The sequence below is a fragment of the Mycobacterium kyogaense genome (assembly GCF_003254575.1).
GTDB lineage: Bacteria > Actinomycetota > Actinomycetes > Mycobacteriales > Mycobacteriaceae > Mycobacterium > Mycobacterium kyogaense.
In genome coordinates this window covers 16,003-30,365 of the sequence record NZ_QJUA01000020.1, presented here as the reverse complement: position 1 = coordinate 30,365, position 14,363 = coordinate 16,003, and the positions used below count along the sequence as shown (strand labels likewise).

10 protein-coding genes are annotated in these 14,363 nt (G+C 69.5%); 6 read left to right on the top strand and 4 right to left on the bottom strand.

Annotation, left to right across the window (positions count from 1 at the left end; genetic code table 11):
• The first annotated feature begins 11 nt into the window (after positions 1-11).
• From DMB80_RS15100 to DMB80_RS15075, 6 genes are all read left to right on the top strand, one after another.
• On the top strand, positions 12-440 hold the full coding sequence (locus DMB80_RS15100) for a GNAT family N-acetyltransferase (RefSeq protein WP_240431212.1): 429 nt from the start codon (positions 12-14) through the stop codon (positions 438-440).
• A gap of 107 nt (positions 441-547) precedes the next feature.
• Positions 548-2,014 carry an alpha/beta hydrolase gene (locus DMB80_RS15095; protein WP_240431211.1) on the top strand — a complete coding sequence of 489 codons (1,467 nt, stop codon included), beginning with the start codon at positions 548-550 and terminating at the stop codon, positions 2,012-2,014.
• Positions 2,015-2,059: 45 nt separating this feature from the next.
• Positions 2,060-3,400: a type I glutamate--ammonia ligase gene (gene glnA, locus DMB80_RS15090; RefSeq protein ID WP_111510597.1), complete on the top strand. Its 1,341-nt coding sequence runs from the start codon at positions 2,060-2,062 to the stop codon at positions 3,398-3,400.
• Between the two features lie 30 nt (positions 3,401-3,430).
• On the top strand, positions 3,431-6,415 hold the full coding sequence (locus DMB80_RS15085; RefSeq protein ID WP_111510596.1) for a bifunctional [glutamine synthetase] adenylyltransferase/[glutamine synthetase]-adenylyl-L-tyrosine phosphorylase: 2,985 nt from the start codon (positions 3,431-3,433) through the stop codon (positions 6,413-6,415).
• A gap of 58 nt (positions 6,416-6,473) precedes the next feature.
• Entirely contained in the window at positions 6,474-7,112 is a 639-nt protein-coding gene (locus DMB80_RS15080) for a PaaI family thioesterase (RefSeq protein WP_111510595.1), read from the top strand.
• A complete protein-coding gene (locus DMB80_RS15075) occupies positions 7,109-7,969 on the top strand; it encodes a TIGR03619 family F420-dependent LLM class oxidoreductase (protein WP_111510594.1) in 861 nt (286 codons plus the stop codon). The genes DMB80_RS15080 and DMB80_RS15075 overlap by 4 nt, the downstream gene beginning before the upstream one ends.
• On the opposite strand, the gene DMB80_RS15070 is transcribed toward DMB80_RS15075, so the two are convergent.
• The 4 genes from DMB80_RS15070 to DMB80_RS15055 form a co-directional block, all read right to left on the bottom strand.
• On the bottom strand, positions 7,958-10,477 hold the full coding sequence (locus DMB80_RS15070; protein ID WP_111510593.1) for an Ig-like domain-containing protein: 2,520 nt from the start codon (positions 10,475-10,477) through the stop codon (positions 7,958-7,960). The two genes, DMB80_RS15075 and DMB80_RS15070, sit on opposite strands and share 12 nt — an antisense overlap.
• Before the next feature lie 181 nt (positions 10,478-10,658).
• Positions 10,659-11,108: a DoxX family protein gene (locus tag DMB80_RS15065; protein ID WP_111510592.1), complete on the bottom strand. Its 450-nt coding sequence runs from the start codon at positions 11,106-11,108 to the stop codon at positions 10,659-10,661.
• Between the two features lie 9 nt (positions 11,109-11,117).
• A complete protein-coding gene (locus DMB80_RS15060; RefSeq protein WP_111510591.1) occupies positions 11,118-13,271 on the bottom strand; it encodes an MDR family MFS transporter in 2,154 nt (717 codons plus the stop codon).
• 95 nt (positions 13,272-13,366) lie between these two features.
• Positions 13,367-14,350 carry an NAD-dependent epimerase/dehydratase family protein gene (locus DMB80_RS15055; RefSeq protein WP_111510590.1) on the bottom strand — a complete coding sequence of 328 codons (984 nt, stop codon included), beginning with the start codon at positions 14,348-14,350 and terminating at the stop codon, positions 13,367-13,369.
• Positions 14,351-14,363: the final 13 nt, after the last annotated feature.

Sequence of the window (14,363 nt, the reverse complement as noted above, 5' to 3'; positions counted from 1 at the left end):
CGATCACCGTCGTGGGCGAATCCGACCTGCCCGACCTGATGCCGCTGATGCGTGGGTACTGCGACTTCTACCGTGTCGATCCCGCCGACGCCGACCTCACCGCGATGATGCGGGCCCTGATCGCCGACCCGCGAGAAGGCCTGCAGCTGATCGCTCGTGACGAGGCCGGAGCCGCCGTGGGTTTCGCGACGGTGTTCTGGACGTGGCAGACGCTCTACGCCGCGCGCGTCGGAGTGCTCAACGACCTGTTCGTGACCGAGCAGACCCGGGGGACCGGTGCCGGTCGGGCGCTGATCGACCGCTGTCTGCAGCTGTGCCGCGAGCGGGGAGCCCAGAAGCTGGTGTGGGAGACGGCGCCGGACAACGTCACCGCCCAGCGTCTCTATGACGGCATCGGGGCCGAGAAGTCCAGCTGGCTGACCTACGAGCTGGACGCCTGATAACAGCCCGGTCACCGTTGGGCCCCATCCGAAGCCGCGCGTGGCATCGCGTGACAGCATGGACTCCCATGTGGCGGGTGGGACGGGCGATAGCAGCTGTGTGCGTCATGACGGCTGCGCTGTGCCCGCCCGCGGCCGCGCAGCCGTCCGCAGCGCCGGCACCAGCATCGGCGGTGTCGTGGGGGACGTGCGCCGACGTCGTCAAGGACGCCTCCCGCATCCCCACTGCTCGATGCACCACCATCTCGGTACCGGTGGACTACGCGAAACCCGATGGCGCACAAGCACAATTGGCGGTCATCAAGATTCCAGCCAGCGGCCGGCGCATCGGTCCGCTGCTGGTGAACCCGGGCGGACCGGGCGCCTCGGCCGTCGACACCGTCGCCGACATGGGCGCATCCCTGGCCGGCTCGCCGATCGCGGAGCAGTTCGATCTCGTCGGTATCGATCCCCGCGGCGTCGGACACTCGACCCCGCAGCTGCGCTGCCGTACCGACGCGCAGTTCGACGCCTACCGGGCCCAGCCGATGACCGACTACAGCCCCGCCGGCGTCGCCCAGATCGAAGGCGTGCTGCGTGATTTCGCCGGCCAGTGCCTGTCCGCGATGGGCGCCGACTACCTGGCCAACATCGGCACCGCCGTCGCCGTGCGCGACATGGACACCGTCCGCGAAGCACTCGGCGACGCGCAGATCAACTATCTCGGCTTCTCCTACGGCACCCAGCTCGGCGCCCTCTACGCGGGCCGCTACCCCGACCGGGTGCGCGCCATGGTCCTCGACGGTGCGGTGGACCCCAGCCTCGATCCGATCACCGCGAGCGTCAACCAGATGGCCGGCTTCCAGAAGGCCTTCGACCGGTACGCCGCCGACTGCATGTCCGACGCCGACTGCCCGCTGGGCACCGATCCGGCTCAGGCCGTCACGCGCTATCACCAGCTGATCGACCCGCTGGCCGCCCGGCCGGCCGCCACGTCGGACCCGCGGGGGCTGAGCTATCAGGACGCGTTCACCGGGACGGTGTCCGGGCTCTACTCACCCCGGTACTGGCCGTACATCACCAGTGGCCTGCTCGGGCTGTCGCGCGGCACCGACCCCGTCGACCTGCTCCTGCTCGCCGACGACTACCAGCAGCGCGACCGCACCGGCCACTACAGCAACCGGCAGGACGCGTTCACCGCGATCCGCTGCCTGGACTCGGTCTATCCGGACGATCCGGCCGTCTGGGCCGACGCGGACAGGCGCATCCGCGCCGCGGCTCCGTTCTCGTCGTTCGGACAGTTCACCGGCTTCGCCCCGCGCAACACGTGCGCGCTCTGGCCGGTGCCGCCCACCCCGGTCGTCGGCGCCGCCACCTCACCCGGGCCCGGCAAGGTCATCGTCGTGTCCACGACGGGCGATCCGGCCACGCCGTACCAGGCTGGTGTCGATCTGGCCCGGCAGTTGGGCGCCCCACTGGTCACGTTCGACGGCCCGCAGCACACCGTCGTGTTCAACGGCGACCGGTGCGTCGACACCACCGTCGTCGACTACCTCACCGCGCTCACGCCGCCGCCCGCCGGTTTGCGCTGCTAGCCGCGTCGTAACACGGAATTAACAGGCGGAAATTAGGCTTCGGTCATGGATCGGCAGAAGGAATTCGTGCTGCGCACGCTGGAAGAACGCGATATCCGCTTCGTCCGGTTGTGGTTCACCGACGTGCTCGGATACCTCAAGTCGGTCGCGATCGCTCCCGCCGAGTTGGAGGGCGCGTTCGAGGAGGGCATCGGGTTCGACGGATCGTCGATCGAAGGCTTCGCCCGGGTGTCCGAAGCGGACATGGTGGCCCGGCCCGACCCGTCGACGTTCCAGGTGCTGCCGTGGACGTCCAGCGCCGGTGAGCACCACTCGGCGCGCATGTTCTGCGACATCACCATGCCCGACGGATCACCGTCGTGGGCCGACTCCCGGCACGTACTGCGTCGCCAGCTGTCCAAAGCCAGCGACCTCGGCTTCTCCTGCTACGTGCACCCCGAGATCGAGTTCTTCCTCCTCAAGCCCGGCCCCGACGACGGCACCCCGCCGGTGCCCGCAGACAACGGCGGCTACTTCGACCAGGCCGTGCACGATTCGGCCCCGAACTTCCGCAGGCACGCCATCGACGCCCTGGAGCAGATGGGCATCTCGGTCGAGTTCAGCCACCACGAAGGCGCCCCCGGCCAGCAGGAGATCGACCTGCGGTACGCCGACGCGCTGTCGATGGCCGACAACGTGATGACGTTCCGCTACGTCGTCAAGGAGGTCGCCCTCGGTGACGGCGTGCGGGCCTCGTTCATGCCCAAGCCGTTCGCCGAACACCCGGGCTCAGCGATGCACACCCACATGAGCCTGTTCGAGGGCGACAACAACGCCTTCCACAGCCCGGATGACCCGCTGCAGCTCTCCGAGGTCGGAAAGTCGTTCATCGCAGGCATTCTCGAGCATGCGCAGGAGATCAGTGCCGTCACCAACCAGTGGGTGAACTCCTACAAGCGGCTGGTGCACGGCGGCGAGGCGCCGACCGCGGCGTCCTGGGGCGCAGCCAACCGTTCGGCTCTGGTGCGGGTGCCGATGTACACGCCGCACAAGGCCTCGTCGCGCCGCGTCGAGGTGCGCAGCCCCGATTCGGCCTGCAATCCCTACCTCGCATTCGCCGTGCTGCTGGCCGCAGGCCTGCGCGGCATCGAGAAGAACTACGTGCTGGGCCCGCAGGCCGAGGACAACGTGTGGAGCCTGACGCCCGAAGAGCGACGGGCGATGGGCTACAAGGAGCTGCCCGGCAGCCTCGGGGTGGCGCTGACCGATATGGAGAACTCCGAGCTGGTCGCCGAGGCACTCGGCGAGCACGTCTTCGACTTCTTCCTGCGCAACAAGCGCGCCGAATGGGAGAACTACCGCAGTACCGTCACGCCGTTCGAGCTGAAGAACTACCTGTCGCTCTAACTGCGAACGGGCCGGGCTAGATTCACCGGTATGGCCAAACCCGCGACGCAGCGTCCCAAGCTGCCCGGTGTCGGCCGACTCGGGCTCGTCGAGAAGACCGCGCAGGCCGATCTCGATCAGCTCGGGTGGAACACCGACGCCCACGTCGAGCTGCTGTGGTCGCTCTCGCGGGCACCGGACGCCGACAGTGCGCTGCGCACGGTGGTGCGGCTCTCCGAGGCGCTCGGCCGCGACTGGGCCGAGCTCGACGCCGCGCTGCTGACCGACAAGCCGCTGCGCGGCCGGTTGTTCGCCGTGATCGGCTCCTCGCTGGCGCTCGGCGATCATCTGGTGGCCAATCCGCACTCGTGGCGCCTGCTGGCCGGCCGGGTGCGTCTGCCGAGTATCGCCGAATTGGTGCGGATGTTCGCCGACGTCGCCGAAAAGGTAAGCGGCGCAACGGCTGCTGCGCCTGCGCTGCGCACCCTCTACCGGGATCGGCTGCTCGTGCTGGCCGCCCTCGACGTGGCGCCGACCGTCGAGAACGAACCGGTGCTGCCCTTCACCGTCGTCGCAGAGCACCTGTCCGACCTCGCCGACGCGGCGTTGCAGGCAGCGCTGACCGTCACCACCCGCGCGGTGTGCGGGGAGCGAAAAGAGGAGGCCCCGCCGCCGCTCGCGGTGATCGCGATGGGCAAATGCGGCGCGCGAGAACTGAACTACGTCAGCGACGTCGACGTCATCTTCGTGACCGACGACGGTTCGCACAGCAGGCTGGCGCTGGCCACCCGCATCGCCGGGGAGATGATGCGGCTCGCGTCCGACGCGTTCTTCGAAGTCGATGCCGCGCTGCGGCCCGAAGGCAAGCAGGGTCCGCTGGTGCGCACCCTGGATTCCCACGTCGCCTACTACGAGCGCTGGGCCAAGACCTGGGAGTTCCAGGCCCTGCTCAAAGCGCGGCCCGCCGCCGGTGATGCCGACCTCGGTCGCCGCTACGTCGAGGCGCTGATGCCGATGGTGTGGACGGCCAGCGAGCGTGAGGCCTTCGTCCCCGACGTGCAGGCCATGCGCCGCCGTGTCGTCGAGCTGGTGCCCGCCGGAGTGCGCTCCCGTGAGCTGAAGCTGGGCACGGGCGGGCTGCGCGATGTCGAATTCGCCGTACAACTCCTGCAATTGGTGCACGGGCGGCTCGACGAGTCGCTGCACGTGGCGTCCACCGTGAACGCGCTGGCCGCCCTCGGCGACGGCGGCTACATCGGACGTGACGACGCGGCCAACATGACGGCGTCCTACGAGTTCCTCCGACTACTCGAACACCGTCTGCAGTTGCAGCGGCTCAAGCGCACCCACCTACTGCCCGAGGACGACGACGACGAGGCGATGCGCTGGCTGGCGCGCGCCGCGCACGTGCGGCCCGACGGCCGTCACGACGCGCTGGGGGTGCTGCGCGAGGAACTGAAGCGGCAGAGCCACCGGGTGTCGCGGCTGCACGCCAAGCTCTTCTACCAGCCGCTGCTGGAATCCGTCGGCGAGACGGCGCTCGGACTCTCCGAGGTGATGAGCGCCGAGTCGGCCGAAAGGCAGCTCGCCGCACTGGGTTACGAGGGACCGCAGAGTGCGCTGACCCACCTGGCGGCCCTGACCAGCAGCGGCGGCCGGCGGGGCCGGGTGCAGCAGGTGCTCCTGCCGACCCTGCTGGACTGGCTCTCCGACACCCCCGATCCCGACGCCGGTCTGCTGAACTACCGCCGGCTCAGCGACCAGATGGCCGACCAACGGTGGTATCTGGCGACGCTGCGCGACGAGGGCGCCGTGGCCAAGCGACTGATGCACGTGCTGGGCACCTCGGCGTACGTGCCGGAATTGCTGATGAGGGCACCCGAGGTGATCCAGCTCTACGCCGACGGGCCGAACGGGCCCAAGCTGTGCGACGTCGACACCGACGGGGTGGCCCGCTCCCTGGTCGCCTCGGCCGCCAGGCACAGCGACCCGATTCGCGCGATCTCCGCGGCGCGCTCCCTGCGCCGGCGCGAACTGGCGCGCATCGCCTCTGCCGACCTGCTCGGCATGCTCGACGTCACCGAGGTGTGCGCGCAGCTGACGTCGATGTGGGTGGCGGTGTTGCAGGCCGCCCTGGATGCGGTGATCCGGGCGAACACGCCCGCCGGCGGGCCGCCGGCGCGCATCGCGGTGATCGGGATGGGGCGCCTCGGCGGGCGCGAGCTCGGCTACGGCTCGGACGCCGACGTGATGTTCGTGTGCGAACCCCGCGACGGAGTCGAAGAGTCCGTCGCGGTGAAATGGTCGGTCACCGTGGCCGAACAGGTACGCGCCCGGCTCGGCACGCCGGGCGCCGACCCGCCGCTGGAGGTCGACGCGAACCTGCGGCCCGAGGGCCGCTCGGGGCCTCTGGTGCGCACGTTGGCGTCTTATGAGGCCTACTACTCGCAGTGGGCGCAGGCGTGGGAGATCCAGGCGCTGCTGCGCGCCCACCGGGTGGCCGGCGACCTGGAGCTGGGGGAGCGCTTCCTGCTGATGATCGACAAGACCCGCTATCCCGCGGGTGGGGTGTCGGCCGAGGCGGTGCAGGAGATCCGCCGCATCAAGGCACGCGTGGACGCCGAGCGGCTGCCCCGCGGCGCCGACCCGAACACCAACACCAAGCTCGGCCGGGGCGGGCTCGCCGACATCGAGTGGACGGTGCAGCTGCTGCAGTTGCGGTTCGCGCACAAGATCCCGGCGCTGCACACCACCTCGACGCTGGACACGTTGAACGCGATCGGGGCCGCTGAGCTGATCGCCGAGGGCGACATCGAGCTGCTGCGTGATGCGTGGCTGACCGCCACGCGGGCCCGCAACGCCCTGGTGCTGGTGCGTGGCAAGCCCACCGATCAGCTGCCCGGGCCGGGCAAGTTGCTCAACGCCGTCGCGGTGGCCGCCGGCTGGCCCGAGGGCGACGGCGGCGAATTCCTCGACAACTACCTGCGGGTCACCCGGCGTGCGAAGGCCGTGGTGCGCAAGGTGTTCGGGGGCTAGTGGGGCGTCTGCCCAGCCCGGCCGCTGGACAGCAGTCCAGCAATGCTAAGAAACATAGATGGACTTGACGTTCGACACGATCAGCGCGGAGGAGTACGACGAGCACCGCCGTCGTTTCGATCCGCTGACCGACGCGCTGCGTGCTCTCATCGATGTGGGCATCCACACCGACGTCGACGATTCGACCGTCCTGCTCGCCCTTGAACACCTCGAAGAGGCGCACGCTCTGCTCGAGCAGAAGGTGCGCACCACGCGATCGACGCTTCGGCACGCCGACACCGGCCGCGCCGTCGTATGGGGCAACCCCGCGATCGGGCTCCGAAACGCCATCGCGCCACCGATGGAGGTGCACCGTGAACCCGACGGCTCCTGCTGGAGTGAGTTCACCCTCGGCCCCATGTACGAGGGTCCGCCGGGGCGGGTGCACGGCGGTATCTGTGCGCTCCTCCTCGACCATCTGCTCGGGGAAGTGGCCAGCGAGGGGTTGAACCTGCCGAAGTTCACCGGCACCATCAGCCTGCGTTACGTGCGCGGTACCCCGCTGGGACCGTTGCGGGCGGAGGGCTTCGTCGAGCGCAGCGAGGGGGTGAAGACCTTCGCCCGCGGCCAGCTCAAGGACGCCGACGGGGCCACCGTCGAGGCCGAGGGCGTGTTCATCATGCCGGCCTGGGCGCGGGACGCCGGCAGATCCGCATGAAGGTATACGTGTCGATCGCCTTCCAGGAAACCTCCGAAGCGATCGAATTGGCCCGCGCCGCAGACGAACTGGGGTACGACGGCATCGGCATTCCCGACCACGTCGTGAACCTCGAGACCCTGCAGACGCCGTACCCCTACACCGCGGACGGCAGCCGGCGCTGGGAGGCCTTCACCGACTGGCCCGACCCGTGGGTGATGATCGGCGCCATCGCCGTACAAACCACTCGTCTGCGCTTCGTCACCACCGTGTACCTGCCTGCGATGCGCGACCCCTACTCGGCGGCCAAGGCGATCGGCACCGCAGCCGTGCTGGCCGGCGGCCGCCTCGAGCTCGGCATCGGAGTGGGTTGGTGCCGTGAGGAATTCGAGCTGCTCGGCCAGCAGTTCGAACGACGCGGCAGACGTACCGACGAGATGCTCGAGCTGATGAAGGAGCTGTGGGCGCCCGGCTGGACCGAGCACTCCGGCCAGTTCTACACCGCACCCCGCCTCGAGATGGAACCCACGCCGCCGCCCATCCCCGTCTACGTCGGCGGGTTGTCCGACATCGCGCTACGCCGCGCCGCACGGCACGACGGCTGGATCGGCGATCTGATCACCACCGACCAGGCCCTCGAGCGGATCGCCACGCTGCGCCGAATTCGTGCCGAGAACGGCTCGGACATGGCCGGTTTCGAGGCGATCACCCCGCTCAGCGACGCTTTCACTCCCGAGCACTACGCGCGGGCCGAGGCGGGCGGCGTCACCGGCATCATCACGATGCCGTGGATGTTCTACAGCGGTCCGGCCGCCACGCTCGAGCAGAAGATCGACGGCATGCGCCGCTTCCGCTCGGACATGGGGCTAGAGGACTGACGTCACCGTCGTCGGCACGATCGTGACGCGCACCGTGATGTCCGACGTGCCGCCGTGGCCGTCGTCGACGGTGACGGTGAACGCATCACGGCGGTCCGACAACGGCGCCTTCGGTGCACCGGCCGCTGCGCGCGCAGCGTCGGTCGGCACGTAGGTGAATCCGCCGGTGCTGGTGACGACCACGCTGCCCTTCTCGGTCACCGCGGTGCCCCGGTAGGTGAGCAGATCCCCGTCGGCGTCTTTGGCGGACACCTGCCCGCTGACCAGACCCGTGGCGTCGTCGGTGGTGCTGGTGTAGGACAGCTGCGACGGCGCGCGATTCGCCGACGGCTTGATCGACACCGTCACCGGGACCGCCAGGGTGCCACCGAAACCGTCGGACGCGGTGACGACGAACGTGTCCACCTTGTCCTGTTCGGTGGCGTTGTCCGCACCGGCCTGGTGACGTGCCGCAGCGCTCGGGGTGTAGGTGAACGTGCCGTCGGCGTTGACGACCACGCTGCCCTTGGGGGTGAGCCCGGTTCCGCTGTAGGACAACGAGTCCTGGTCCGGATCGGTGGCCGTCACCGTTCCGGTCACCTTGCCGGTGAACACGTTCGGTGCGCCCGTGCTGAACGTGCCGTCGACCGGCGCATGGTTGTCCCCGCCCAGCGGCGCGATGCCGACCCGCACCGTCAGCGTGGTGGTACCGCCATGGCCGTCGTCGATGGTCACGCGGAAGCTGTCGATCTTGGCGCTGCGCGGTGCGAACGGCCGACTGGCCTGTGCGCGAGCCGCTTCCGAGGGTGTGTAGACGAACGTGCCGTCCGCGGCGACCGAGACCGTGCCCTTGCGGGTCGTGGACGCAGAGCGGTAGGTGAACGAGTCTCCGTCGGCGTCGACGGCGGTGACCGCGCCGGTGACCACGCCGGTGTTCGGATTGGTGAACACGTCCTTGACCGACGCCGACGTGGGTGCCACGTTGGCGGGCTTGACCGCAACGGTGACAAGGGTTTTGGTGACACCGCCGTGATCGTCGGTGACGGTGATGACGAAGCTGTCCTGCTTGTCCAGCTGCGACGCGTTGTCGGCAGCTGCCGCATGCCTGGCCTGCGGGGACGGTGTGTAGGTGAACCGGCCCCGCTGGTCGATCACCACGGTGCCGCCCTTGTTGGTGTCGCCCACCTCGTAGGTCAGCGGATCGCCGTTGGGGTCTTTCGCGATGACCACGCCGGTCACCGTGGAGCTGAATGGCGATGTCCGGGTGCGGACCTTGACCTCGGGATCGATGTTGTCGGGCTTGATCGGCACCGTGACCGTCACGACGGTGACGCCGCCGTATCCGTCGGCGACCGTCACGGTGTAGGTGTCGGTCTTGTCCGCCTCGGTGGCATTGGAGGCACCCGCGGCGTGCCGCGCCTCGTCGGTGGGCAGGTACGACATGTGCCCGTCCTCGTCGATGGTGACCGTGCCGCCCTTGGCCGTCGGGGACAGCGTGAACGTGTAGGCGTCACCGTCGGCGTCACGGACGCGAATCGAGGAGCGGACCTCCGCGCTTCCGAAGGGCGACAGGCGCGGCTTCGTCAGCTGGATGGTGGGCGGGGTGTTGGCCGGTGCGATCTCGACGGTGATCGGCACGGTGGTGATGTCGCCGGAGCCGTCGACGACGGTGAGCACGAAACTGTCGGCCTTGAGCGCGGGGTCGGCCCCCACAGCGGCCGCGGCGTGGCGCGCCTGCTTGGTGGGGGTGTAGGTGAAGGACACCGTGTCGCCGCTGACCGACACCACCACGGTGCCCTTGCTCGGACCACTGGCCACGGCGGTCTCGGCGTCGGGCACGACGACCTCTCCGGTGACCACACCGGCATCGTCGGGCGGGTTGACGACCGGCTGCTCGGCGACCACGGCGGATCGCAGGCTCGCCATGGTCACCTGGTCGGTCTGACCCAGTTGACGTCGCGCAGCTGCGGCCAGCAGCCACATCGCCGGCGAGGCCACCGGCGCGACCGGGGCGTCCTTCGGGTTCAGGACGGAGGAGAGCAGTTCGCCGAGCCGGACCCGGGTGGTCGCGGTGGCCCGTTCGGCGGTGTCGCTCGCTGGGGCCACGACATCGGCCGGTACGACATGGACCTCCGCGACGGCGGCGACGACCTTCGCCGGCGCCGGGGTGACCGTCGCCGCGGGCCCCGCGTCGTCGTCCGGCTCAGTGCTGCGCACGCGGGTCCGTTCGACCTTCGGGGTCTTCACCGGCGCGTCCTCGCGGACAGTGCGAAGCGGACGGTGCCGCGACGGGGTGCCTGCATCGGCGTCAGTGTCGGTGTCTGTGTCGGCTCTGCCGGCCCTCTTCGACTTCCGGGCGGGCTTCTGTTCGTCGGTCTTCGTGTCCTTCGCCGCCGACGGCGCCGTATCCGTGTTCGCGCTCACCGACGGTGTGCTGTCCCCGGAGTCGTCGGCCCAGGCGACGCCCGGAGTGGCGCCGATCCCGATCCCGACGCCCAGGGCGAACGCGAGTGCGCCGATCCTGCCCACGTGCTTAGAAGAAGACCCCACAGTGCTACCCCCCGACAATTGCCAACACGGTCAATATCGGGTCATCCTAGGGACCTCAGCAACGAAAAAGAGTGGCGTTCAGCGAATCTTTTCCTCGTGTCTGCAAACTCGGATGCCAGCGGCGTTCGCTAGCGGGGCGCGGTCGGGAGCAAAGGCGACGTCATCGCCGCGCGACCACTGTGCCCCGTCGTCGCCCGTCGACTGACCAAGCGCCCCCGCCGGTCGTTGCCAACAGCAGGAACGCGAAGCACAGCAGCACCGCCAGTTCACCGCCGTTACCGCCCATCTGGGGGTCGAAGGGCCAGAAACTCGCCGGCGCCCCGCTGAACAGCGCCCAGTGTTGCCAGAAGTAGGCGACCGCCATCTCGCCGGAGGCGATGAACGCGGCGATCCGCGTCACGAATCCGACCGTGATCAGAGCGCCGAGGACGATCTCCAGGATTCCGGCGAACCAGAACGGCCACGTGCCTGCCGGGACCGCCGTGCCCAGCGGCCAGCCGAACACCTTCATGGTGCCGTGCAGCAGCAGCAGCACGCCGGTCACGATGCGGAAGATGCTCAGGACAGGGGAGGAGTACGCGGACAGTCGGGCGTCGAGTCGTTGCGTCATGCACGCAGACTAACGGAGCGGACCGCGGTCCGGATGACGTACGGGTGGGCGATCCCGCATTGTCGCGTGTGATCGGAACGGGCGGGTGGGTGGCTCGGCCGCCGGCGGCGCCGACAGCGCCCGCATCCTGGTGGTCTGTAGATCGGACACCGGCGGTCGCGGCGGTGAGCCCAACTTCATCGGCCGCGTCTCCGCCCGCGGGGACTGACGTTCCAGCAGCACGCTGCGGGCCAGGCGGTCCAGCGCCCCCTGCACCTGCAGGCGATCGGGACGGCCCTCGAACTCCGGAGACCGGGCCAGCATGTCGGTGATCCACGACGCGATGACGTCGCGGGCGCTGTTCACCTCGGCCGCACCCGCGGCGGTCAGCGAGTACGCGTCGCCGACCCGGGTGGCGAAGCCGTCGGCGACGAGACGGTTGAACGTGGGTTCGAGGATCTGGGGTGGCACGCGCCGCTCCTCGGCGATGTCGTCCAGATGGGCCGCGCCCGTCGCGGCGGCATACCGGTAGACCTGCATCGTCGCCCACAGCCGAGGCACGTCGAGGCGGCTGTGCGCCGCCCGGGCCACCGCGTCGAGATCCACGCCGTGGCTGCGCTGCAGCAACCGGCCGACCGCCACTTCGAGCAGCTTCTCCGGGGTCGCGGTCGTCGGCATGCCGAACCCCTCGCCCATGTCGGTGCTGCCCGCCGCGGCGGCGTCGCGCAGCGGCACCTGCTTGAGGAACAACGCCAGCACCAGTCCGACCACAGCGAACGGCGCCGCGAACAAGAACACGCGACTCAGCGAATCCGCGTACGCGTCGATGATCGGGGCCGCCACCTCCTGGGGCAGCCGGTGCAACGCCTGCGGGGAGGTCGCGGCTTCCGCAGGCGCCCCGCTGCGCGCCATCGCCGCCGGCAGACGGTCGTCGAGGAAGTTCGCGAACAGCGATCCGAAGATCGCGGCGCCGAACGAGCTCCCGATGGTGCGGAAGAACGTGACGCCCGAGGTGGCGACCCCCAGATCGGTGAAGTCGACGGTGTTCTGCACGACCAGAACCAGCACCTGCATGCTCATGCCGATCCCGGCACCCAGCACGAGCAGGTACAGCGACTCCACGAGAGTCGACGTGTCGGCCTCCATGCGCGAGAGCAGCACGAAACCCAGCGCCATGGTGGCGGTGCCCGCGATCGGGAAGATCTTGTAGCGCCCGGTCCGGCCGACGATCACACCGCTGCTCAGCGAGGTGACCAGCAGGCCGAGCACCATCGGCAACGTCCGCAAGCCGGACTCGGTCGCGGAGACACCGTCGACGAACTGCATGAACGTCGGCAGGAACGTCAACGCGCCCAGCATCGCGAAGCCGACCACGAACGACAGCACGCAACAGACCGTGAAGACCGGATTGCCGAACAGCCGGATCGGCAGTATCGGTTCGGCCGCGCGGCGTTCGACGAACACGAACGCGACCAGCGCCGCCACCGACACCACGAACAAGCCGATGATCGTCACCGACCCCCAGGCGTAGGTGGTGCCGCCCCAGCTGGTCGCCAGCGTCAATCCGGCCGCGCCGAGACCGACCAGCACGATGCCGGCGTAGTCGAGCACGGGCCGCGCGGTGCGGGCGAGCTCAGGGATGGCCACCGCCGCGATACCGAGGACCACGACCGCCACCGGCACGTTGATCCAGAAGGCCCAGCGCCAGGTGAGGTGGTCGGTGAACAGCCCGCCCAGCAGCGGGCCGATGACCGTCGTGACGCCGAACACCGCGCCCAGCGCACCCTGATAGCGACCGCGTTCGCGCAGCGGGATGACCTCGCCGATGACGGCGACCGCGGTCACCGTGATCGCGCCGCCACCCATACCCTGCAGCGCCCGCGAGGCGACGAGCATGCCCATCGACTGGGCCAGCCCGCAGAGCACCGAACCGACCAGGAACAGCAGCACGGCAACCTGGAAGATCCGCTTGCGGCCGAAGATGTCGCCGAGCTTGCCGACCACCGCGGTGACGATCGTCGACGCGAGCAGATAGCTAGTGACCACCCAGGCCTGATGGCCGGCGCCACCGAGATCGGCGACGACGGTCGGCAGAGCGGTGGCGACGATCGTCTGGTCGAGTGCAGCCAGCAACATCCCGAGGACGACCGCGGTGAACACCAGGTTGCGTGAGCGGACGTCCATGTGCTCAGGCGGACTCACCTTCTCGGCTACATCTGTCACCGCTCGGTTCTACCCGCAGCGGCTTTGATCGACACCAGATCGAGCTGTGAGGATGTTCAGTGCAGCGTGCTGGCGAGAGCTTCGAGCGTCTCCGCCGAGGTGTAGCGCGGGTGCCATCCCAGCTCCGACTTCGCCTTCCCGGTGTCCATCACCACTGAGGTGCGCCCGGCGTGCAGCCACTCCAGCGCCGAGGGCAGGAAGGGCAGGGCCGAGAGGACCTCGGACGTGACGACCGCCGCGGCCCGGGGGACCTTGATCGGCAACGCTCCGAACGCCTCACCGACCTGCGACATCGACACCACACCGTCGCCGGCGATGTTGTACGCCCCGGGCGGCGCCGTCCGCGTCGTCACCGCCAGTGCGATGGCAGCGGCGACATCGTCGTGGTGTACGAGCTGCAGCGGGGTGCCCGGATCGGGGAACGGCCGCAGTACCGGCAGGGCCTTCGAGATGCGCCGGACCGGCCCGGGCAGCTTGTTCCACGGCATCGCGTCGGCAAGGGCCGGCGCATGCGGACCGGCGACGATGCACGGCCGCAGCACGTAGACCTCGAGATCGGAACCGGACGTGATCTCGGTCAGCGCCGCCTCGCACGCAGCCTTCTGCTCGGAGTAGTAGTGCTCGGCCGACCCGCGCGGCGCGACGTCCTCGGTGACCGGCACGGGGTTGTCGGCGTGGTAGCCGTAGGCGGCCACCGACGAGGTGTAGACGAGGCGGCGGGGCCGGGCGGCGGCGACGGTCGCCTCGAAGACGTTGCGGGTGCCGGCCAGGTTGACGCGTGCGCTCTCGCTGCGGCTGCCCATGATGATGAAGGCCAGGTGGACGACCACGTCGACGTCGGCGACGAGCGCGTCGACGGCGTCGCGGTCGAGGATGTCGCCCTGGCGGTAGGTGGTCTTCGTCCAGTGTTGCGCGGCGGGATCGAAGGGACGGCGGGCCATGCCGACGATGGCCTCGACGCCCGCGTGTTCTTCCAAGGCCGCGATGGCCGCCTTGCCGATCTCACCGGTGGGTCCCGTCACGCCGACGCGCAGAGCCATGCCGGGCAGATTG